Origin of the sequence: Acinetobacter sp. UNC436CL71CviS28, from assembly GCF_000620525.1 — a bacterium.
Taxonomy (GTDB): domain Bacteria; phylum Pseudomonadota; class Gammaproteobacteria; order Pseudomonadales; family Moraxellaceae; genus Acinetobacter; species Acinetobacter radioresistens.
This window is the reverse complement of record NZ_JIBB01000014.1, coordinates 17,345-39,103: the sequence shown is the minus strand read 5'-3', so window position 1 is coordinate 39,103 and position 21,759 is coordinate 17,345. Positions and strand designations below refer to the sequence as shown.

Here is a 21,759-nt window from a genome sequence, read left to right as displayed (position 1 = left end):
TGTCATATTTAATGTAGTTAGTATCAAACCGTACTTAGAAAGTACGGCCAATTTCAAATTGTACAGCTTGGGTCTCGTCACCCTCTTTATCATTTAGAGGATATGCATAGCTGAGCGAAATAGGACCAATCATGGTAATCCAAGTAAAGCCTACACCCACACTATAACGCATTTCGCCCAAATCAAAGCCAAAGTTATCTTCACAGTATTTTTTACTGTCTAAACTTTGCCCTTTATAGAAAATGGTTGAGTTTGAAACGTCACATTGTGTATCAAATACCTGTGCGCCTTCAGCAAAGATTACAGGCCGCACCTGGCGGGTCCAGTCGCCTTTAAATGGAAGTGGCAGTGCCAGTTCAGTACCAAATTGTACTAAAGCATTACCCCCGACTTCTTCAGGAGACGGATCTTCTACTTTAGTTTCAGAATAGGTTACACCCGGATATTTAGGACCCAAAGTACTTACGTCATAGCCACGGACCGAACCATAACCACCCGCATAGAAGTTTTTATAAAATGGTAAGTCATTACCATAGCCAAGCTTACCATAGGTACGTAAAGTAAAATCCTTACCTAACGGGAAGAATGCCTGGGCATCATAAGTCAATTTCTGATATTCCACATCACTGCCTGGAAGTGCAATTTCAGCATTAATACGATGCGACATACCATTGGTTGGGAATACAGGACGGTTCAAAGTATTATAAGACCAGCCTAAATTTAGGTTATAGGTCAGGAATTCACCCCCAAACTTATTTCCATAAGGATCTGAAAGTTGACCCTCAGGACAATTATAAGCCCCAGTGGCTTCATCTTTTACACGATCAACAAGACAATATTGGGTGGTATCTAAAGTTTTACCCCCATTGGCAAGCAGATAATCACGAACATAAGTAGAAACGTATGGTCCTGTAGTTACTTCTGTATTATCAATATTTAAAGAAGCACTCAGGTTCTGGTTTTCATCAATCGGATATCCAAAACTCAGGCTTCCACCATAACTATCAGTTACATAGTTATTGACGTTATAGTCATCATCAAGTTTGGTTTTACGATAATACAGGTTATAACCGCGGCTGACGCCATCAATGGTAAAGTATGGATCAGTTACGCTCAGATTATAGTAATCTTGAGTTTCCGAACGGGACAGGTCGATAGATACACGGTTACCCGTACCTAAAAAGTTAGTTTGGCTTAAACCGGCCTGGAACGTAATACCGCCACTTTGTGAATAGCCAACTGCTAGTGTACTAGTACCAGAGTGCTGTTCTTTTACATCGACATTTAAGTCAATCTGATCCGGTGCACCCGGTATACGTGCCGGCTTAATCGTAACATTCTCGAAGAATCCGGTACGTTCAAGGCGTACTTTAGAAAGGTCAATTTTTTCATTACTTGCTAATGCGCCTTCCATCTGACGCATCTCGCGACGCAGTACTTCATCTGCTGTTTTACTGTTACCGGAGAAGTTAATACGCCGTACAGTAACCTGCTGGCCTGGATTAATATAGTAGTTTAAATCTACGATACCAGTTTCATTATTAATTTGCGGTGCAACATTCACTTCGGCAAAGTAGTAACCAGCATTACCATACTTACGAAGTAATAGTTGTTTGACTGCATCTACTTTTTCTTGTGAATATGTATCGCCATCTTTATAGATTTTTAGTGCTTTGAGTTCATCAGGACTATAAAGCGCATCGCCCAAGAACTTGGTCTGGCCAAATTTAAACTGCTCGCCTTCATCTACAGAAACTTCAATAAAGATATGTTTTTTATCTTCACTCAAGTTCAGGTTAGAGTTATTGATTTTAAAATTGATATAACCACGATTCAGATATAGAGCGCGTAAAGCTTCCAAACTTGCAGCCATTTTCTCACGTGCATAACGGTCATTACGTGTAACAATTGAGCTCCAGCTGCTTTCACGTACTGCAAAAACCTGTTTGATCTCGTCTTCTTTAAAAACGGTATTACCAATGATATTGATATCAACCACTTTTGCTGCAGTGCCTTCAACGAACTCAAGTTTCAGGTCTACACGGTTATTTGGACGGGCAATAGTCTGTACACGTACATCTGCATCATAACGGCCTTGCTGGGTGTACTGCTGCTCAAGTTCAGTTTCAATTGTCTGAATTGCAGACTTCTTAAATACTTCTCCTTCAGCCACGCCCATTCTTTTTAAGCCATCTTCCAGTGCTTCTTTTGGAATCAGCTTATTACCCTGAAACTCTACTTTAGAAATAATTGGTCTCTCGACCACATTAAATACCAGTATATCATTTTCTTTGGAAGCTTTAATATCATCAAACAGGCCGGTAGCATAAAGTGCCCGTACAGCATTTGAAATCGCTGCATCATCTACCCGATCACCACTGTTAATGGGTAACATGGTAGAGACACTTGCAGGCGACAGACGTACAAGTCCCTGTATTTTTATATCACGAGCAATGAACTCGTCTGCTGCATATACTTGTTGTACTGCTGCCATAGCGCTAACAAGAGCTAGAGGCATAAATAGATGTGTGTGCCGCATAGTTAGTTTATTCCATCATCTACGTCATAAACGCATAAAATCATTAAATAATGCCAGGAGCATCATACTACCGAGCAGTACCATACCAATTTTCAAACCAAATATTTGTATTTGTTCAGAAACGGGCTTACCACGAATCGCTTCAATAAAATAATAGACTAAATGTCCGCCATCAAGCATTGGTATTGGAAGCAGATTTAAAATTCCCAAGCTTATACTCATTAAAGCCATAAAAGAAATAAAAGTTTGCCATCCCATCTCGGCACTTTGGCCTGCCACCTTGGCAATTGTAATTGGACCAGACAAATTATCCAGACCGATCAGCCCTCGAACCATTTTAGCCATCGAGTTCAAAATCATCCCGGAGATTTGACCAGTTTTATCTACTGCCATCATTAAAGCTTGTGCAGGATTATATTGAATTGTTTGTTTATATTCGTCAGGAATTGTAACTTTACCTGGCGTACTTTGTACTCCCAGCATGCCAATGACATTTCCCATATTGTCTCGTTGCCCTTGTGGCATCACATCAAGCTGCCTGATTTCGCCATTACGCAATACATCTATCTTTAGAAGCTTCTCTGGCGATGCTTGCACGATTTCAACTACATCGAACCAGTCCTTCATTTTTACGCCATCAATTGCAACAATCTTGTCACCTTCCTTTATTCCCTGACGTATCGCTGCACCATCTTCGCTCAGCTTGGTCACCACTGCCGGAATCTGTGGACGATAAGGAATAAAACCCAAAGTTTCCAAAGGAGATTTACTTTGATCTTTTAGGAAATTCTGTATTGGTAGACTAAACTGTTGTAATTGTCCCTGCCGTTCAACCTGAACCTGAATCACTCCAGTTTCACCAGCACGATCTACTATAGCGTAATTTAATTTTTCCCAAGTGCTCACTGGTGTGCCGTCTATAGCAGTAATTTTGTCACCGGTCTGCATTTGCACAGCTGCAGCGGGGGTACCGGGAAAAATCTTGCCTACACGTGTATTTAACTGCTCTTGTGAAGGCAGGAATAAAATCCAGAAAAGTACAATCGCAAATACCAGATTAATGAGCGGCCCCGCCGCAACAATAGCAATACGCTTCCAGGGAGACTGGCGGTTAAATGCCTGCGGCAAGTCTTCTTCAGCAACATTTCCTTCACGCTCATCCAGCATTTTGACGTAGCCACCAAAAGGCAAGGCTGAAAGCTGATACTGAATACCTGATTTTTTTGATTTCCACTTGATCAGGGTTGGCCCAAAGCCAATCGAATAAACCTGAACTTTTACACCCAGTTTACGTGCCACAAAATAGTGTCCAAACTCATGAATTGCAATCAGCGGTCCGAGTAAAAGTATGGCTGCGACAATCATAAACAAAGCATTCATCATCAGCTTCTCATTTTTCCAATAGAGTCAAATGCAGCTTCACGCGCTTGCGTATCAGCCTCAAGTATGGTCTCAAGCTGTTCTGCAGACCTATTGTGAACGGTATTTAAGGTCTGCTCAACTATTTCAGCAATATGAGTAAAACGGATTTGTTCTTTTAAAAAAGCTGCGACTGCCACTTCATTGGCTGCATTTAAAATTGCAGGGGCGACACCTCCCGCTTTCATTGCTTCTCTTGCGAGCTTTAACGCGGGGAAACGTACGATATCCGGTTCCTGAAAATTCAATTGCTGCTGTGCAAACAAGTCAAGTGCAGGTACATGAGTCTGTATACGCTCAGGCCAAGCTAATGCATGAGCAATCGGTGTGCACATATCCGGATTCCCCATTTGTGCCAAAGTTGAACCATCTACATATTGCACCATGGAATGAATAATACTTTCCGGATGAACCACAACTGTCACAAAGTGCTCAGCAATTGAAAATAGATGACAGGCTTCAATTAATTCCAGCCCCTTATTCATTAGGGTAGCTGAATCAACTGAAATTTTTTGTCCCATTGACCAGTTTGGATGCTTACAGGCCTGCTGTGGAGTGACTTCATGCAACTGTTGAAGACTATGCTGACGGAATGGGCCACCTGATGCAGTAAGCAAAATACGCGACACCCCTTTTACAGGTTTGCCATGCGCATCAGCATTCATATAGTCATGAGGCAAACATTGAAAAATGGCATTATGCTCAGAGTCTACCGGCAAAAGTAAAGCCTGATGATCTCGCGCTGCACGCATCATAATGTCACCGGACATAACGAGTGCTTCTTTATTGGCTAGCAGTACTCGCTTACCTGCTTTAACAGCGGATAAAGTCGGTAAAAGCCCGGCTGCTCCGACAATTGCTGCCATTACCACATCAACTTCCGGATGTTTAGCTACGGCTATCAGGCCTGCCTCATCACTCAAGATTTGAATATGACTGAGCTGCAAATCCTTTAAATGCCGGCTAAGCTGATCTACACGGTCAGCGGGCACTACAGCTATTTTAGGCTGATATTGTCTGCATATCTGGGCAAGCTCATCTATACGGCTATAAGCACTTACTGCAAACACCGAATATTGATCTGGATGCTGCTCCAATATTTTTAAAGTACTCTGACCAATAGAGCCTGTAACACCCAATATACAAACAGATTGTGACATCTATAAATCTACACCAATAAGTTTTAACAGATACATACCCGCTGCAAATATAGGTGCAGCGGCCAGTAGAGAGTCAATACGATCGAGTACACCGCCATGTCCTGGAAGAACACGACCGGAATCTTTAATGCCTGCGCGGCGTTTAATCATGGACTCAAAAAGATCACCCAGTACTGAACCTAGTACCGTAACTACAGAAAGTATAATGAAGAGCAGATATTGAATCAGTGTAAGATCGAGATAGATCCATGCCACCACAACGATAATAATAGCGGCTACGCTTACTCCGCCGTATAGGCCTTCTACCGATTTATTTGGGCTAACCGAGGGGGCCAGTTTTTTTCGTCCAAACTTACGACCAACAAAGTAAGCACCACTGTCTGCACCCCAGACCAGCAGAAACAGATACATCAGCCACCAAGGTGAACTATGCCAGACTGCAAAAATTGCTGTAACAGCCGCACAAATAAGAATAATACCAATACCCTTAAGTGTAGCATTGTACCAGTTATCATATTCAGGGTATGACTTTACCCAGTAAATACTAAAAATCCAAGTTAAAATAGAGGCAGCCCACAGTAACAGGGCAATATCATTTAAATAGAGAACCAGAGCCGAGATGGCGGCACTGAGAACACCATAGCACCAAGCAATCGGTTTTATCACATATTTTGTAGTTCTGGGCATGAGCTTAAACCACTCATATCCTGCGACCCCCGCTGCCAACACCATAAGCCCTAACATTGGATAATCTGACTGGGTAGCAAACATGCAGCTCAGTACTACTGCTACCAACACCAATGCGGTAATTATCCGCTCTAACATTTATTAATTCTCAAGTTTCTTTTGTTGGATTTGCTCTGAAGTTTTGCCAAAGCGCCGTTCACGGCTATTAAAAATGTTGAGCGCGTGGTTGAACTCATTTACGGTAAATTCAGGCCATAGCGTCGGGGTGAAATATAGCTCGGCATAAGCAGCCTGCCAAAGCAGGAAATTCGAAAGCCGATAATCTCCGCCGGTACGAATCAGCAGATCAACAGGAGGTAAATCTCCAAGCGAGGCGTACTGTCCGAACAAATCAACATTAATATCTTCAATCTGGATTTTCTGGTTTACTGCATCTTGAGCAATCTGCTTTGCAGCTTCTGCAATATCCCACATACCACCATAACTGACAGCAATAACAAGCGTCATTGTGCTGAAATTAGCAGTCCTTTGTTCAGCTTGCAACATTAATTCGCGCAAATGTGCAGGTAACCGTGAGCGATCTCCGATAAAACGCAGACAGATATCAAACTTTTCCATCCGCGGCATCTGGTCATGAATCGTCTCTTCAAGAAGAGACATAAGCAGCTCGACCTCAAATTGCGGGCGATTCCAGTTTTCACTTGAAAACGCAAAAACAGTTAAAGCTTTTACACCCTGTTCTACACAGCACTCAACAATAGGATCGAGGACATTTTTACCTTCACGGTGTCCTTCACCTTTTTGCATCTGATTCTTTTTAGCAAAGCGGTTGTTGCCATCCATAATGATGGCAACATGCTCAGGAAGATGTTTCTCTTCGGATGCGGTCATGAATTAGACCTTCATCAATTCAGCTTCTTTGGCGGCCAAACGTTTATCAACTTCAGCAACATATTTGTCAGTAATTTTCTGGATCTCTTCACCAGCACGGCGCTCATCATCTTCAGAAATTTCTTTTTCTTTCAATAATGCCTTGATATCACCTAGAACGTCACGTCGAATATTACGGATAGCAACTTTAGCATTTTCAGCTTCTGTACGGGCAACCTTCTGCATATCACGACGGGTTTCTTCAGTCAGTGCAGGCATTGGAACACGAATAGCATCTGCAGTAATCGGGTTCAGACCCAAATCACTTTCACGAATTGCCTTATCAATTGCAGAGACCATCGTACGTTCAAAAGGCTGAACCACCAGAGTACGGGAATCTTCAACACCAACGTTTGCAACCTGGTTTAATGGTACATCAGAACCATAGTAAGGAACCATAACGCCATTTAAGATAGACGGATGGGCACGGCCAGTACGGACTTTAGCAAAACCCTGTTCCAAAGACTCCAGGGACTTTTGCATACGCTGTTCGCTGTCTTTTTTAAGGTCGTTAATCATATGTGATTTTCCTTACTTTAATAGAATCAAAGGAGTATAAATAGCAATAGTATAAAGAGCTTTAGGTCACACGTACATTAGTTCGTAACGTGCGTACCTTCTTTTTCACCCATTACCACTGAAAGTAAAGCACCTGACTTATTCATATCAAATACTTGTAACGGTACATTGTGATCACGGCATAGACAGATTGCTGTTAAATCCATCACACCTAGCTTCTCATCCAATACCTGATCAAAAGTTAAATGATCATAACGGACCGCATCATCATATTTGCTTGGGTCTTTATTATAGACACCATCAACTTTAGTAGCTTTTAGAATCAGGTTAGCCTCAATTTCAATACCACGCAGGCAAGCCGCTGTATCAGTTGTAAAGAATGGGTTACCTGTACCTGCTACAAATACACATACTTCGTTCTGGCCCAGATGACGAATCGCATCACGACTAGAGTAAGACTCAACCACCGTACCAATCGGTAATGCTGACATTAACCGGGTTTTGATGTTACGGCGCACCAGAGCATCACGTAGGGCCAGGCCATTCATCACTGTAGCCAGCATGCCCATTTGGTCCCCTGTTACACGACCTACCAAACCATCTTTTTGCAGCTGACTTCCACGATAAAGATTGCCGCCACCTACCACAATACCTACCTGTACGCCCAGACCTACCAAGTGCGCAATAGATAAAGACATTTGATCAAGCACATTCGCATCGATACCCATGTCTTTATTACCTGACAGGGCTTCACCTGACAATTTAAGCAGGATGCGTGAATAACGCGGGCTATTACTATCTGCCATAATTTCACTCCAAATCGGTTTAAAATTAAATTCTTTTTTGTATATTAAGCTACGGTGTTTAAACCGACTTGATACGGATCAGCTTTGCAAACAGGTCATATTCATCTGCATCTGTAATTTCCACCTCAAGCAGATCGCCGGACTTGATCTGGCTCTTATCAATATCTTCTACAAATACATTACCATCAATTTCTGGCGCATCAGCATAAGAGCGGGCAACAGCAACTGGAAATTCTTCTTCCAGATTATCAACTAGCACCGTCATAGTTTGACCAATACGCTTTTGCAGTTTTGCAGCTGAAATTTCCTGCTGTACTTGCATAAAACGCTCATAACGCTCCTGCTTTACTTCTTCTGGCACATGATCTGGCAGATCATTTGCAGTTGCACCTTCTACAGGTGAATAGGTAAAGCAGCCTACACGGTCAAGCTGAGCTTCTTTGAGCCATTCCAGCAAAATTTGAAAATCTTCTTCAGTTTCACCGGGGAAACCTACTACAAATGTCGAACGAATCACGAGATCAGGACATTTTTCTCGCCATACTTTTAAGCGTTCTAGCGTATTTTCACTATGCGCGGGACGTTTCATCAACTTCAGAATACGCGGACTGGCATGTTGGAATGGGATATCCAGATAAGGTAAGATCTTACCTTGCGCCATTAAGTCAATAACAGCATTCACATGTGGGTAAGGGTAGACATAATGCAGACGCACCCAAATTCCCAGTTGCCCTAGTGCTTCACACATGTCGAAGAATTTGGTTTTTACCGGCTGTCCATTCCAGAAATCAAGCTTATACTTGGTATCGACACCATAGGCTGAAGTATCCTGAGAAATGACCAGAATTTCTCTTACACCGGCACGCTTAAGTGCAGCAGCTTCTTCAAGCACAGAACCAACCGGACGTGAAACCAGATCACCGCGCATACTTGGAATAATGCAGAATGTACAGCGATGATTACACCCTTCTGATATTTTTAAATATGCATAATGTTTAGGGGTCAGACGAACGCCCTGTTCAGGAACCAGATCAATAAAAGGATTATGCTTGGGTGGTGCCGGCACATACTGATGTACTGCAGACATAACATCTTCATACGCTGCTGCACCAGTCACTTTCAGGACATTCGGGTGCATTTGGCGAATCTTGTCTTCATCTTTTCCAAGACAACCGGTTACAATGACCCGGCCATTTTCACTCATGGCTTCGCCAATCGCATCCAAGGATTCTTGTACTGCCGATTCGATAAAACCACAGGTATTTACAACAACTAAATCAGCACCATCGTAATCTGATGCTACTTGATAACCTTCAGTTTTCAACTGAGTTAAGATTCGTTCAGAATCTACCAATGCCTTAGGACAACCTAAAGAAACAAAACCGACTTTGGGGGACTTCATGAATCCTGCGCTCCACTAGAATGCGCGTATTGTATGTCTTTTCTTGTTCCAAGCATAGGTTAAATCCCGACTCTTTATGCAATGCACCAATATACATCCAACATTATATATAAATGTTATAGTTGCACCAATTTGGTTCATAATATTTTTTACTTAAATAAGTAGACATTTTATAATTTAAGTATTTTTTATGTTTTTAAATTTAAAAATTTAATTATATATTTCAAATTATTAGTCCTTATAAACTAAAAAATTTTCAAATCTTTTAGAGTTGGCTTATATTTTGCTTAATCTTACTTAAATGAAGTCATGAAAGAGTTTTATGAAGAAAGCATTGCGCTATTTTAATACAGGAATGATCAAATAATGGAGCAATATACAGAAATTGACTATCGTTTACTTGTAGACCACTTGACTACAGCAATTTTACTTGTCGATAGCAATCTCGATATTTTCTACCTGAATTCTTCTTGTGAAGCACTGTTTGATATTAGCCTGTTACGTGCAAGTGGCCTTCCTGTTATTAATTTACTGCAAACACCGGATGATACTTTTAATACAGAAGAAGCACTGCTCAACACTTTTAAAACAGGCCAGCCTTATACCCGCCGTGAGGCAATTGTTAGCGTCAATTTTAAGGATATTCATGTAGATTATACCGTTTCAGAGCTAAATTCGGGTAAATCCTATCACCCCCTGCTCATAATCGAGATTAATCCGATTGACCGCATGCTCAAAATTTCCAAAGAAGAGAACTTTATTCAGCAGCATCAGGTCGCACGGCAATTGATCCGTGGTGTAGCACATGAAATTAAAAATCCGCTAGCAGGTATCAGAGGGGCCACCCAGCTACTGGCACGCAGCCTGAATGACCCGCAATATGCAGAATTTACCGATATTATTATTAATGAAGTAGACCGGCTTAGAAATCTGGCAGATATCATGCTGGGTTCGCGTCAGCTACCAAGCTATGAAAATGTCAATATTCATGAACCATTAGAACGTGTACGCTCATTAATTGCCAATCAAACTAAAAATAAAATCAAGATTGTGCGGGATTATGATTTGTCCTTACCTGAAGTTCATGCTGACCGCGATCAATTAATTCAAGTTATGCTCAATATTGGTGCAAATGCAGTACAGGCAATATCAGAAAACAGGGATTTTTTTGTGCATCACCGGCCTGAACTTATTTTTAGAACACGTATACAGCGACTGGTGACAATTAATGGATTATTACATCGCTCTGCTATACGTATAGATATTGAAGATAATGGACCGGGTGTTCCAGAAGAGATACAGGAATCTGTTTTTTATCCACTTGTTACCGGACGTGCCAAAGGCACTGGACTAGGTTTAAGCATTGCACAGAACATTATGCACCAGCATAACGGCATGATTGAATGCCAGTCTGTTCCAGGACAAACCATATTCAGCTTATATTTACCTTGGGAGTTAAACCATGCCGCAAAATAAAATCTGGGTTATTGATGATGACCGCACCATGCGCTGGGTACTGGAAAAAACTTTCAAAGAAGAAGGTTTCGAGGTAACAAGCTTTGAAGAGGCTCAATCTGCCCTGGATCAGCTTATGCTGGCACCACCAGATGTTATTTTAACCGACATACGCATGCCTGGTATTGACGGGCTCACCTTTCTAAGTAAAGTCAAACAGAGTAACCCCGATTTACCAGTCATTATTATGACTGCACATTCTGACCTTGAATCTGCAGTATCAAGTTACCAGACAGGTGCTTTTGAATATTTACCCAAACCTTTCGATATCGATGAAGCCTTGGCTCTGGTACAGCGTGCAATTTTGCATATCAGTAAATTGCAGCAACAGGAATCCCGAGTTACTGCTCCTATCCAGTCAACCGAAATAATAGGTGAATCGCCGGCGATGCAGGAAGTATTCCGTGCAATTGGCCGTTTAACACAGTCTCATATCACTGTCTTAATCAATGGTGAATCGGGTACAGGCAAAGAGCTGGTAGCACATGCTTTACACAAGCATTCACCACGAAAAAACAAACCATTTATTGCCCTGAATATGGCGGCTATTCCAAAAGATCTGATTGAAACTGAACTGTTCGGTCATGAAAAGGGTGCTTTTACCGGTGCAAACAGTCAGCGTCAGGGACGTTTTGAACAGGCCAATGGCGGAACTCTTTTTCTTGATGAAATTGGAGATATGCCTTTTGAAACACAAACCCGCCTTTTACGTGTATTGGCCGATGGCGAATTTTATCGGGTGGGTGGACATATATCAGTAAAAGTTGATGTCCGTATTGTGACTGCAACTCATCAGGATTTGGAAAAACTGGTTCACGATGGCCGTTTCCGTGAAGACTTATTTCACCGTTTAAATGTTATCCGGATTCATATTCCTAAACTTGCGCACCGTAGTGAAGATATTCCAATGCTGGCTCAGCATTTCTTGGCGCGTGCAGGTAAAGAACTGGGAGTTAGCCCCAAAATACTGCGACAGGAAACCGTACAGTATATGCAGCAACTTCCTTGGCCGGGTAATGTACGTCAACTTGAAAATACCTGCCGCTGGCTAACGGTCATGATTACTGGCCGAGAAATTTATCCAGAAGATCTTCCTCCAGAACTTAAACAGATACCCATCCAGAGGGCTGAAGACGTCTCCATTTCATCTCCTAGCATACAGCGTGCCTCCAGCCAGCAGTGGGATGAACTGTTAGGTCAGTGGGCGATTCAGAAACTGCAAAATGGTGAAATGAAAATTCTGGATATTGCCACACCCCTGTTTGAACGTACTTTGATTCAGGCAGCACTGCAACAAACTCGTGGACGTAAACGTCATGCTGCCGAGCTTTTAGGCTGGGGTCGTAACACGCTAACTCGTAAACTCAAAGAACTGGGTATGAGTACAGCCGACGATGAGATCGAAGAAGAAGTTGAAGATTAACTTCTTCCTGTTATCAATAGCACTTTTTTAAAGTGCTATTGAAATTATTTACTTTTTATTGCTTATAACCAGCTTGGAGTAATTAAAAGAATAAGTAAAAATCTGTTTTATTGCTGATGGTCCCTATGTAAAAGTCTTCTTTAAAAATTTACCCGTTTATGGCATTTATAGCTTATGACTATCTGATAGGACAAAAGCTATGTTAAAGCCTATTTTATTTACTATACCTTTATGTGTAGCTATACCTATGATCAGTCATGCTACAGTTGGTGGTGGGCAGTATATTGAATTTTTAGGGTATGAACCTACCGACAAAAAAGTTTATCTGTTACGCCATTATGAAGACGGACGTGGCCGCCTGCCGCAACTTTATTACTATCAGTTTTATAAAGCTAATCAATCACCCAAGCTGTTTAAAGTAAATTCTTTATATATTAATCAACGCACCCGGAAGATTGATTATGACCAGTCAATTGATGTACTTCGGCCTGAACTCAATAAAATAAAACAACGACTTCAACCTTTACAGCTTATTACTCCCAAAATTTTTAATATTCATATTTTAAAAAAACAGCAAACGAATGTGCCAGCAATTTGGATAGATAAAACTCTCAAAGTACCTCAATACACTTATCAATATAAGGTGAGTTCTATATGGTTCAACAGTCAGCTACAGCAGGCTGTCAGCTATAAACCTTCACTTTCAGTCAAACAAGCATATTATATTCCCGCACAAAACCAAGTCTTGGTAACAGTACGTTATCTGGCATTTCCTGAAGAAACGGGCTATACCACTGAAGACCCGATTTCTTTAACAGTAAAAAGTAAAATATAACGCTAAATTTATACTTCATAAAAAAGCAGAGGCATTATGCCTCTGCTTTTTATATTTCAGTATTAAGCAGACTGCTTGCTACGCTCAGCAATAGGTATAACTTTACGCAGTTCATGACCGATATAATCAGCGCTTGGGCGAATAATACGGTTATCTGCACGCTGCTCCATTACATGAGCAGCCCAGCCAGTAACACGGCTCATTACAAAAATCGGTGTAAACAGCTTTGTTGGAATACCCATAAAATGATAAGCCGAGGCATGGAAGAAATCCGCATTACAGAATAGCTTTTTCTCGCGCCACATGACTTCTTCACAACGTACCGATACCGGATATAGAACAGTATCTCCGACATCTTTCGCAAGACGCTCAGACCAGACTTTAATAATCCCATTACGCGGATCATTGTCTTTATAGATGGCATGACCAAAGCCCATGATTTTTTCTTTACGTTCCAGCATGCCCAGCATCTCACGCTCAGCTTCTTCTGGAGACTGCCAGTTTTCAATCATATCCATAGCGGCTTCATTGGCGCCACCATGTAACGGACCACGTAATGAACCAATTGCGCCAGTAATGCACGAATGCATATCAGATAAAGTAGAAGCGCAGACACGTGCAGTAAAAGTTGAAGCATTGAATTCATGCTCTGCATACAAAATGAGTGATACATTCATCACCTGTTCATGCAGTTCATTGGGTTTTTTACCGTGTAACAAATGCAGGAACTGTGCACCAATAGAATCATCATCAGTACTTTCTTCAATACGTACACCATCATGACTATAGCGATACCAATAGCAGATAATTGCTGGTAAAGTCGCCAGGATACGGTCTGCGATATCCTGCTGCTGGTCAAATGATTTTTCTGTTTCCAGATTTCCCAGCATTGAAACACCAGTACGCATAACATCCATCGGATGTGAATCAGCCGGGATACGTTCCAGTACTTCTTTTAAAGCTTGGGGCAGTTGGCGCAAAGACTTTAACTTCGCCTTGTAAGAAGCCAGCTGCTCAGCAGTCGGCAACTCACCAAAGAAAATCAGATAAGCTACTTCTTCAAACTGACAGTTTTCTGCCAGATCCTGTACGTCATAACCACGATAAGTCAGGCCTGCTCCACTTTTTCCTACAGTTGAAAGTGCAGTTTTACCAGCAACCTGTCCGCGCAGTCCAGCGCCTGTCAGTACTTTTCCTTCAGCCATTGTTTTAATTCTCCTGCTTGAAGAGTTTGTCTAAGGTATTTTCAAAAGAGTGATAATCTAAAAATTCGTAAAGTTCTTTTCGTGGCTGCATTTTATCCAGCACATTTACCTGTGTACCTTGTTCACGAACGGAGCGCATTACTTCAAGCGCTGCTTTTTGCATGGCGCGTGTTGCAGAAAGCGGATACAGCACCATACGAATGCCCTGCTCAGCCAGCTCTTCCGTTGTATAATACGGCGTATCACCAAATTCAGTGATATTGGCCAGTACTGGTACACCTACTGCATCGCATACAGTGCGGTACATGGTAATATCGGTCATGGCTTCGGCAAAAATTGCATCTGCACCTGCTTCAACACAAGCACAGGCACGGTCAATTACTGCCTGCAGGCCTTCTTTTTGCAGCGCATCGGTTCGTGCCATCAAGACAAAATTGGGGTCAATTTTTGCATCGGCTGCAGCTTTAATACGGTCAACCATTTCCTGCTGTGACACAATTTCTTTATTTGGACGGTGTCCACAACGTTTTTGGGCAACCTGATCCTCAATATGAACTGCCGCCGCACCTGCACGGATCATCTGTTTAATACTGCGGGCAATATTAAAAGCGCCGCCCCAGCCTGTATCGATATCAACCAGTAAAGGAGTATCTACACGTTCAGTAATACGGCGTACATCTTCTAGAACATTATCTAGACTGGTCATGCCCAGATCAGGTAAACCGTATGAATAGTTCGCCACACCTGCACCTGATAAATATATTGCTTTATAGCCTACCTGGGTTGCCAGCATGGCTGCATAGGCATTCACTGTGCCCATGATCTGTAGCGGTTTTTCTGCTTCCAATGCTTGTCTAAATCTTAAACCTGCAGACATTTGTTGTGTCATGATCTCTTCCACAGTTCTTTCTATCGTTATTGAATTTTCAGTATAAGGTTTAATCTTTTAAACCGGTATGGCCTTTTAGAATACAGACTCTAAAACTTTAGTCAAAGAAAAATGAATCCATTTTCATTTTTTTGTTTATTAAATTATGACTGACAATAAGCTTTTGAGACCACACAGCGTTACAGAAATTAGCGCATAGTTTTGCTATACTCTTTCAAACTTATTGTTATCTTCCTTTCTTACTGTTTCTTTGTAGGTATCATTCATTGGTCCATCTTGCATCTACTGATTGCGAAAAACCGCAAACCCGTCGAGGACAGGAACGCCGAATGGCTTTATTGCTTAGTGCGAATGAGCTGTTTCTTGATAAGGGTTATGATGCGGTATCGCTTGATGATATTGTCCAACATGCCGGTGGTTCAAAAGCATCAATTTATAAATATTTTGGCAATAAGGAAGGTTTGTTTACAGCAATTTGTGACTATCGCCGGGAATTATTTTTTAAAGATATTTGTATTCCTTTTGACTTTCATATTAGCGAGTTACGTCACTATCTTGCGCATACACTCATCAATTTCTATCAACACTTGATACAGCCTGAAAATATGGCATTCATGCGTCTGGTGATTGAACAGGCTCAGCGTAACCCTGAGCTGGCACTCTATTTATACACTCAAGGTCCACAACATATCCAGCAGTGTATTGCGGTCGCTTTAGATAAAGGCCATCAGCAAGGTAAACTGGTTTGTCCTAATCCTAATTATTCTGCGATGATGTTTTTTGGAATTTTGAGAAATTTTGAATGGCGGATCCTGATGGGCCTTGCACCTGCTGAAGATCATCAGAAAATGATGGAATATATTCATTACTGTGTAGATTTATTCTTAAAAGGCCATCAAAAGGCTTAGTTCTTTTGCATTTTGATTCTCTTATAGTATATTAATTCGTTTCCTTTCCACTAACAGCAAGCAACTAATTGTTGTTTTATACAGCAATTATTGTGGAGCAAACATGACTCTACGGCATTTTCTTACTTTACGCGACTTATCAAGTCTGGAACTCAACCGCATCCTGGAACGCGCCAGCGAACTCAAGCGCATGCAGCACAACAATGAAGTCTATCAACCCTTTGTTGGTAAAGTATTGGGAATGATCTTTGAAAAATCAAGCACCCGTACCCGTATCTCTTTTGAAGCCGGTATGAGCCAGTTTGGTGGCGATGCAATTTTTCTGTCTTCACGTGATACCCAGCTTGGCCGAGGTGAGCCTATTGAAGACTCAGCCCGTGTAATCTCAAGTATGCTCGATATTGTCATGATCCGTACTTTTGGTCATGACATTGTCGAACGGTTTGCTTCTTACTCCAAAGTTCCAGTAATTAATGGCTTAACCGATGATCATCATCCTTGCCAGTTACTAGCAGACCTGCAAACCTATATCGAGCATCGTGGTTCGATTGAAGGCAAAACTGTAGCCTGGATCGGTGATGGCAATAATATGTGTAACTCCTATATTGAAGCTGCACATATGATGGGCTTTAAACTCAAGATTGCATCTCCAGCAGGTTATGAACCTAAAGAAGAATTCCTTACCGAATTTGCACATTGTGTTGAAGTCTTTAACAATGCAGAAGATGCTGCCGTCAATGCCGATTTGATCGTAACAGATGTCTGGGCCAGCATGGGGCAGGAAGAAGAACAGAAACACCGTGAACAGGCGTTTGCACAGTTTCAAGTAAATGAAAAATTGATGGGACTTGCACATCCGGACTGTCTGTTTATGCACTGTTTACCTGCTCACCGTGGTGAAGAGATTTCAGAGAACATGCTGGATCATAAAAATGCAGTAGTATGGGATGAAGCCGAAAATCGTCTGCATGCTCAAAAAGCATTGGTAGAGTTCTTGCTCAATGAAAATATGAAACAGTCTTAATAAGTATCTTTTTGTATTAAAAGCATCCTCGGATGCTTTTTTTAAGCCTTGATCTTTATATAATAAAAACCATAATATTTATATGTGATTTTATAATGCTGATTAAAACGATTCTTTTCCTTTCTACCCTTCTATCTAGTTTTAGTCTATACGCACAACCCACCAGTCTGGATCGGTACTTAATACAAGAGCGCATTATAAGCTCCGATTATAAGATTACTGATAAAAACCGTCTGAATGATGTGCTACAGGCTTTGAGTGAAGAAAATTCACGTGTTCTACCTTATCAGATCGATGAAAATACTGTACTTGAACAGGTCATGAGCTATGCAGATCATATAGAGGTACAGGGACTAATTGTTACACCTGATTTTAGGCAGTTTGCCCAGTCTGTAGGACAAAATAAAGTAGAACAATTATTTAGAAAAGGAGTCATCAACAACTGTTCGCACTTTTTTGAACATGAGTTTCAGCGCGTTAACCCATATGAATTAAATATGACACTTAATTCTGACTATGGACGATATCAGATTAAAATGAAAAATACCCAGTGCAAGTTTTAACATAAAGACTCAAGGGGCAAATTACTATATGTGCTTTAACGTAGCCATCCTTGAGGCTGTAAAATAATAATACTTGCACCTAAAAGCACAATTGCTCCGCCTAACAGATCCCAGCGCGTCAATATGACTTGGTCAACCCAGCGTAACCATAAGAGCGCTGTGAATATATAAATTCCTCCATAGGCTGCATAAATTCGTCCTGAGGCTGCCGGATGTAAAGTCAGCAACCATACAAAAATTGCCAGACTGATTATTGTAGGTAGCCACAACCAGGCTGACTTACCATCTTTTAATATCAGATAGGGAAAATAACAGCCAAGAATTTCAGCCAACGCTGTCATAAAGAATAAAAAGAAAGTTGTTAAAATCTTGGTAAATTGTAAGTCCATAAAATTTCCAAAAAATAACCCGTGTCGAAACACGGGTTATATCTTTAAATAGAGCTTAAGCAGGTTCAGCTGTCTGGTCTTCAAAGACTTCCAGTTTCAGCCCAACAGCCTGTCCATTTTCTTTTTTCACGGATACCGCAACGTTACCGCCATGTTCAGCCAGCTCACCAAACAGGATCATCTCTGCAAGCGGTTTTTTCAGATGTTCCTGAATCAATCGCTGCATTGGACGTGCACCCATCAGACGGTCATAACCCTGTTCTGTTAACCATTCGCGCGCACTCTGATCCACTTCCAGTACAACTTTTTTCTCATCCAGTTGTGCTTGCAGTTCTGTGAGGAACTTGTCTACTACAGATTCGATAATCGTAGTTGGTAATGGCTTAAATTGAATTACGCCATCCAGACGATTACGGAACTCTGGTGAGAACGCTTTCTTCATTGCTTCCTGATTATCATTACTGTTGTCCTGCTCTACGAAACCAATACTAGTACGCGAAATACTTTCTGCACCGATATTTGTAGTCATAACCAGGATCACATTGCGAAAATCTGATTTACGGCCATTATTGTCTGTCAGTGACCCATGATCCATCACTTGTAATAACAGGTTAAATACATCCGGATGAGCTTTTTCAATTTCATCCAGAAGCAATACACAGTGCGGATTTTTATGGATTGCATCAGTCAGCAGACCACCCTGATCATAACCAACATAACCAGGAGGAGCACCTATCAGACGTGAAACCGTATGACGCTCCATATATTCGGACATATCAAAGCGTACCAGCTCAAGCCCTAAAATTTTTGCCAGCTGTTTGGTCACTTCAGTTTTACCAACACCTGTTGGTCCTGCGAATACAAAACTGCCAACCGGCTTATCTGGCGACTTAAGGCCGGCCCGCGATAGCTTGATTGCTGAAGCCAGTGCAGTAATTGCTTCATCCTGTCCAAAAACAACACGTTTTAGATCACGCTCTAAATGACTCAGTACTGTTTTATCATCTTTAGAGACAGTTTTGGGTGGAATACGGGCAATTTTTGAAATAATATCTTCAATATTTTCAACTGTAATCAGGGTATTGTCTGCATCAGCTTTTAATCTCCGCTGTGCCCCCGCTTCATCAATTACGTCAATTGCCTTGTCTGGCAGAAAGCGGTCATTAATAAATTTGGATGATAGCTCTACCGCAGCAACCAAGGCACTATCTTCATACTCTACATGATGAAAGTCTTCGAATTTAGGTTTTAAGCCACGTAGAATATCTATACTTTCTGAAAGTGTCGGTTCGTTTACATCAATTTTCTGGAATCGACGTGATAAGGCATGATCTTTTTCAAATACTTGACGGTATTCTTGGAACGTGGTTGAACCAATACAACGTAAAGTACCATTTGCCAGCGCTGGCTTAATCAGGTTTGATGCATCCATCGTGCTGCCCATACTAGAGCCTGCACCAATAATCATATGAATTTCATCAATAAATAACACAGCTTCCGGTTTTTTCTTCAGGGCATTTAACAGCTGTTTTAAACGCTTTTCAAAGTCTCCACGGTATTTGGTGCCTGCGACTAGCGCACCAATATCCAGACTGTAAATTTCAGCATTCGCCAGTGGCTTAGGCGCCTTGTTATTGACGATCAGCCATGCAAGGCCTTCAGCAATTGAAGTTTTTCCCACACCTGGATCACCCACCAGAAGCGGATTATTTTTACGGCGACGACATAAAATTTGTGCGGCACGCTCGATTTCTTTTTCACGACCAATCAGTGGATCAGTTTTACCTTTTTGAGCTTCAATATTCAGATTTGTAGTATAGAGTTCCAGCGGCCCTGCATTGGCAGAACTGGTGGCCTCGCCTTCAATATCTTCAGCTTCTTCTTCCATATGTACTTCGTCTTTTCGAGTACCATGCGAAAGATATTGAGTCAGGGTCAAACGGTTAATCTGATGACGCTTGAGCAAATAGACTGCAAAGGAATCCCGCTCAGAGTACATTGCAACCAAAACATCGGCACCTTCTACAGTACGGTCACCGCCACTGGACTGTACATGAAAAATAGCACGTTGCAGAATCCGGTCAAAGCTTTCTGTCGGATGTGGTGCCTGGTCACTGTTTTCACCAAGTTTAGGGGTATGTTGTTCTACATATTCTTCTAGCTCTTTACGCAGTAAAACGATATCTGCACCGCATGCTTTTAACGCATTAACTGCAGAATCATTGTCCAGCAAAGCCAGCAATAGGTGTTCAACCGTTAGGAACTCATGTCTCTTTTGTCGAGCCATGCTTACAGCCAAACGTAAGGATACTTCGAGTTGACGACTGAGCATGCGACCCCCTTAATCTTTTGGCTCAATTTGGCAAAGTAATGGATGACCTTGCGACCGAGCATAATTGTTTACTTGGTTTGCCTTGGTCTCCGCAATATCTCGCGGATAGATGCCAGCAACCCCTTTTCCTTCATAATGTACTGTTAGCATTACTTGAGTTGCCTGGTCAAGATTTAATGCAAAGTATTGTTGTAAAATTTCAATTACAAAGTCCATTGGGGTGTAGTCATCATTTAGTAAAACAACGGCATACAGGGGTGGTTTTTTTAACTGCGGAGGTGCAGGTTTAACTGCAATTTCTCCATCAGCTTCATCATTTTGCGAATCGCTTAAGCGTGGATTAAGATGCCAATCAACTAGGCCGGTCTGACAAAAAGAGGCTTTCACTTCGTTTAAGGTTATTTTACGCTTAGTAGCTCGCATACAATCTTTATTTCACTTACTGTGCATTTGCTTCTGCTTGAGGAATTTCAGAAATAAATGCTGATGAATTTTCAACAGGTTTTCCACGTTGCCAGCTGAAACGCTTGATGACTGGCGTGCCTGCTCCAGTTAAACGGACCTCAATAAATTGAGGTGTAAAGCCTTTTGGCATAGTCCAGCGCCCGGTCAGACGCTCAAAGTCTTCGAAATTAAATTTATTGTCTTCAAGAGGTACAACCAGCACCTCTGTGCCCTGAATCAGGCGCAGCTCAACCGAACCTGAAGCACGACGTTTATTGGGGCTGACCTGTACCAGATCAAGCTGGTACTCATAAGCATTTTCAGAAAGCGGTTTAATTCCCAAATTTTGTATAGTCAGACTCAGGCCACCACGGTCACGTAGTACTTCACGATAGATCAGGCTCATACCCTCAACCTGAGACTGCTTGGCACGGGCTTCATTTAATGCAGTATACAAATCGTTAGAATTGCTTACCGCCACATCGCGCTCCTGAATTGCTGCATTCAAGCTCTTGTTCAAGGCATTTAGAGCAGTTTTCTGCTTCTGGACCACTTCAACCAGTTGCTCGGCATCTGCATCATAACCGACCACTGACAAGCCTTGACGATGGCCAACTGAATATCCTAATGCCAGGCTTCCTAATGTCAGAAGTGCTCCTCCCATAACCAATGGCATATTGGTTTGCAAAAATGGCTTCTTCACTTTATGTGACGTGGTATTAGGTTCTGTGTTTTGCATCGTCATCTCTAAAATACAAAAATTTTTTCAA

General features: G+C 41.7%; 20 protein-coding genes. 6 read left to right on the top strand and 14 right to left on the bottom strand.

The window, feature by feature from the left end:
* Positions 1–34 precede the first annotated feature (34 nt).
* The 8 genes from bamA to rimO all read right to left on the bottom strand — a co-directional run bounded on the left by bamA (position 35) and on the right by rimO (position 9,462).
* On the bottom strand, positions 35–2,539 hold the full coding sequence (bamA, locus tag N518_RS0106945) for an outer membrane protein assembly factor BamA (RefSeq protein ID WP_005014612.1): 2,505 nt from the start codon (positions 2,537–2,539) through the stop codon (positions 35–37).
* 24 nt (positions 2,540–2,563) lie between these two features.
* Entirely contained in the window at positions 2,564–3,919 is a 1,356-nt protein-coding gene (gene rseP / locus N518_RS0106940; RefSeq protein WP_005404177.1) for an RIP metalloprotease RseP, read from the bottom strand.
* A gap of 2 nt (positions 3,920–3,921) precedes the next feature.
* Entirely contained in the window at positions 3,922–5,118 is a 1,197-nt protein-coding gene (ispC, locus tag N518_RS0106935; protein ID WP_026444102.1) for a 1-deoxy-D-xylulose-5-phosphate reductoisomerase, read from the bottom strand.
* Complete coding sequence (locus N518_RS0106930; protein ID WP_005025673.1) at positions 5,119–5,943, bottom strand: phosphatidate cytidylyltransferase; 825 nt, start codon at positions 5,941–5,943, stop codon at positions 5,119–5,121.
* A gap of 3 nt (positions 5,944–5,946) precedes the next feature.
* Positions 5,947–6,696, bottom strand: coding sequence for a polyprenyl diphosphate synthase (gene uppS / locus N518_RS0106925; protein ID WP_005014617.1), 750 nt, complete (start codon positions 6,694–6,696; stop codon positions 5,947–5,949).
* A gap of 3 nt (positions 6,697–6,699) precedes the next feature.
* Positions 6,700–7,254 (bottom strand): ribosome recycling factor, encoded by a 555-nt coding sequence (gene frr, locus N518_RS0106920; protein ID WP_005014619.1) that lies wholly within the window; start codon positions 7,252–7,254, stop codon positions 6,700–6,702.
* Positions 7,255–7,331: 77 nt separating this feature from the next.
* Positions 7,332–8,060 carry a UMP kinase gene (gene pyrH / locus N518_RS0106915; protein ID WP_005014620.1) on the bottom strand — a complete coding sequence of 243 codons (729 nt, stop codon included), beginning with the start codon at positions 8,058–8,060 and terminating at the stop codon, positions 7,332–7,334.
* 58 nt (positions 8,061–8,118) lie between these two features.
* Positions 8,119–9,462 carry a 30S ribosomal protein S12 methylthiotransferase RimO gene (gene rimO / locus N518_RS0106910; RefSeq protein WP_026444101.1) on the bottom strand — a complete coding sequence of 448 codons (1,344 nt, stop codon included), beginning with the start codon at positions 9,460–9,462 and terminating at the stop codon, positions 8,119–8,121.
* Between the two features lie 366 nt (positions 9,463–9,828).
* On the opposite strand from rimO, the gene glnL reads away from it, so the two are divergent.
* From glnL to N518_RS0106895, 3 genes are all read left to right on the top strand, one after another.
* Positions 9,829–10,938 carry a nitrogen regulation protein NR(II) gene (glnL, locus tag N518_RS0106905; protein WP_005014623.1) on the top strand — a complete coding sequence of 370 codons (1,110 nt, stop codon included), beginning with the start codon at positions 9,829–9,831 and terminating at the stop codon, positions 10,936–10,938.
* Positions 10,925–12,400 carry a nitrogen regulation protein NR(I) gene (gene glnG / locus N518_RS0106900; protein WP_005405448.1) on the top strand — a complete coding sequence of 492 codons (1,476 nt, stop codon included), beginning with the start codon at positions 10,925–10,927 and terminating at the stop codon, positions 12,398–12,400. The genes glnL and glnG overlap by 14 nt, the downstream gene beginning before the upstream one ends.
* Positions 12,401–12,599: 199 nt before the next feature.
* Complete coding sequence (locus tag N518_RS0106895; RefSeq protein WP_026444100.1) at positions 12,600–13,235, top strand: hypothetical protein; 636 nt, start codon at positions 12,600–12,602, stop codon at positions 13,233–13,235.
* Positions 13,236–13,297: 62 nt separating this feature from the next.
* Here the strand turns inward: N518_RS0106895 and prpC are convergent, their stop codons facing one another.
* Together prpC and prpB are read right to left on the bottom strand one after the other, a co-directional pair.
* The gene (gene prpC, locus N518_RS0106890; protein WP_005405565.1) at positions 13,298–14,440 is read right to left on the bottom strand and encodes a 2-methylcitrate synthase; all 1,143 of its coding nucleotides are present in this window, start codon (positions 14,438–14,440) and stop codon (positions 13,298–13,300) included.
* A 4-nt stretch (positions 14,441–14,444) separates the two neighbouring features.
* On the bottom strand, positions 14,445–15,329 hold the full coding sequence (gene prpB / locus N518_RS0106885) for a methylisocitrate lyase (protein WP_017401069.1): 885 nt from the start codon (positions 15,327–15,329) through the stop codon (positions 14,445–14,447).
* A 266-nt stretch (positions 15,330–15,595) separates the two neighbouring features.
* Here prpB and N518_RS0106880 point away from each other — a divergent pair, with 266 nt between their 5' ends.
* The 3 genes from N518_RS0106880 (at position 15,596) to N518_RS0106870 (ending at position 17,824) form a co-directional block, all read left to right on the top strand.
* Positions 15,596–16,237, top strand: a complete 642-nt coding sequence (locus N518_RS0106880) for a TetR/AcrR family transcriptional regulator (protein ID WP_026444099.1) — start codon at positions 15,596–15,598, stop codon at positions 16,235–16,237.
* A gap of 103 nt (positions 16,238–16,340) precedes the next feature.
* The gene (gene argF, locus N518_RS0106875) at positions 16,341–17,261 is read left to right on the top strand and encodes an ornithine carbamoyltransferase (RefSeq protein WP_005014629.1); all 921 of its coding nucleotides are present in this window, start codon (positions 16,341–16,343) and stop codon (positions 17,259–17,261) included.
* Positions 17,262–17,356: 95 nt separating this feature from the next.
* Positions 17,357–17,824, top strand: coding sequence for a hypothetical protein (locus N518_RS0106870; protein ID WP_026444098.1), 468 nt, complete (start codon positions 17,357–17,359; stop codon positions 17,822–17,824).
* Positions 17,825–17,859: 35 nt separating this feature from the next.
* Here N518_RS0106870 and N518_RS0106865 read toward each other — a convergent pair whose 3' ends face one another.
* From N518_RS0106865 to N518_RS0106850, 4 genes are read right to left on the bottom strand one after another with little or no spacing between them, the layout of a single operon-like run.
* The gene (locus N518_RS0106865) at positions 17,860–18,213 is read right to left on the bottom strand and encodes a YnfA family protein (protein ID WP_026444097.1); all 354 of its coding nucleotides are present in this window, start codon (positions 18,211–18,213) and stop codon (positions 17,860–17,862) included.
* A 55-nt stretch (positions 18,214–18,268) separates the two neighbouring features.
* Positions 18,269–20,545 carry an ATP-dependent Clp protease ATP-binding subunit ClpA gene (gene clpA / locus N518_RS0106860; RefSeq protein WP_005025664.1) on the bottom strand — a complete coding sequence of 759 codons (2,277 nt, stop codon included), beginning with the start codon at positions 20,543–20,545 and terminating at the stop codon, positions 18,269–18,271.
* 9 nt (positions 20,546–20,554) lie between these two features.
* A complete protein-coding gene (clpS, locus tag N518_RS0106855) occupies positions 20,555–20,968 on the bottom strand; it encodes an ATP-dependent Clp protease adapter ClpS (RefSeq protein ID WP_005014635.1) in 414 nt (137 codons plus the stop codon).
* Positions 20,969–20,984: 16 nt separating this feature from the next.
* Positions 20,985–21,734: a DUF6776 family protein gene (locus tag N518_RS0106850; protein WP_100222131.1), complete on the bottom strand. Its 750-nt coding sequence runs from the start codon at positions 21,732–21,734 to the stop codon at positions 20,985–20,987.
* Between the last annotated feature and the right edge of the window lie 25 nt (positions 21,735–21,759).

Excerpts from the sequence above, each read along its gene's own strand:
- bamA (WP_005014612.1), bottom strand. The coding sequence starts at position 2,539 with ATGCGGCACACACATCTATTTATGCCTCTAGCTCTTGTTAGCGCTATG.
- rseP (WP_005404177.1), bottom strand. The coding sequence starts at position 3,919 with ATGAATGCTTTGTTTATGATTGTCGCAGCCATACTTTTACTCGGACCG.
- ispC (WP_026444102.1), bottom strand. The coding sequence starts at position 5,118 with ATGTCACAATCTGTTTGTATATTGGGTGTTACAGGCTCTATTGGTCAG.
- N518_RS0106930 (WP_005025673.1), bottom strand. The coding sequence starts at position 5,943 with ATGTTAGAGCGGATAATTACCGCATTGGTGTTGGTAGCAGTAGTACTG.
- uppS (WP_005014617.1), bottom strand. The coding sequence starts at position 6,696 with ATGACCGCATCCGAAGAGAAACATCTTCCTGAGCATGTTGCCATCATT.
- frr (WP_005014619.1), bottom strand. The coding sequence starts at position 7,254 with ATGATTAACGACCTTAAAAAAGACAGCGAACAGCGTATGCAAAAGTCC.
- pyrH (WP_005014620.1), bottom strand. The coding sequence starts at position 8,060 with ATGGCAGATAGTAATAGCCCGCGTTATTCACGCATCCTGCTTAAATTG.
- rimO (WP_026444101.1), bottom strand. The coding sequence starts at position 9,462 with ATGAAGTCCCCCAAAGTCGGTTTTGTTTCTTTAGGTTGTCCTAAGGCA.
- glnL (WP_005014623.1), top strand. The coding sequence starts at position 9,829 with ATGGAGCAATATACAGAAATTGACTATCGTTTACTTGTAGACCACTTG.
- glnG (WP_005405448.1), top strand. The coding sequence starts at position 10,925 with ATGCCGCAAAATAAAATCTGGGTTATTGATGATGACCGCACCATGCGC.
- N518_RS0106895 (WP_026444100.1), top strand. The coding sequence starts at position 12,600 with ATGTTAAAGCCTATTTTATTTACTATACCTTTATGTGTAGCTATACCT.
- prpC (WP_005405565.1), bottom strand. The coding sequence starts at position 14,440 with ATGGCTGAAGGAAAAGTACTGACAGGCGCTGGACTGCGCGGACAGGTT.
- prpB (WP_017401069.1), bottom strand. The coding sequence starts at position 15,329 with ATGACACAACAAATGTCTGCAGGTTTAAGATTTAGACAAGCATTGGAA.
- argF (WP_005014629.1), top strand. The coding sequence starts at position 16,341 with ATGACTCTACGGCATTTTCTTACTTTACGCGACTTATCAAGTCTGGAA.
- N518_RS0106870 (WP_026444098.1), top strand. The coding sequence starts at position 17,357 with ATGCTGATTAAAACGATTCTTTTCCTTTCTACCCTTCTATCTAGTTTT.
- N518_RS0106865 (WP_026444097.1), bottom strand. The coding sequence starts at position 18,213 with ATGGACTTACAATTTACCAAGATTTTAACAACTTTCTTTTTATTCTTT.
- clpA (WP_005025664.1), bottom strand. The coding sequence starts at position 20,545 with ATGCTCAGTCGTCAACTCGAAGTATCCTTACGTTTGGCTGTAAGCATG.
- clpS (WP_005014635.1), bottom strand. The coding sequence starts at position 20,968 with ATGCGAGCTACTAAGCGTAAAATAACCTTAAACGAAGTGAAAGCCTCT.
- N518_RS0106850 (WP_100222131.1), bottom strand. The coding sequence starts at position 21,734 with ATGACGATGCAAAACACAGAACCTAATACCACGTCACATAAAGTGAAG.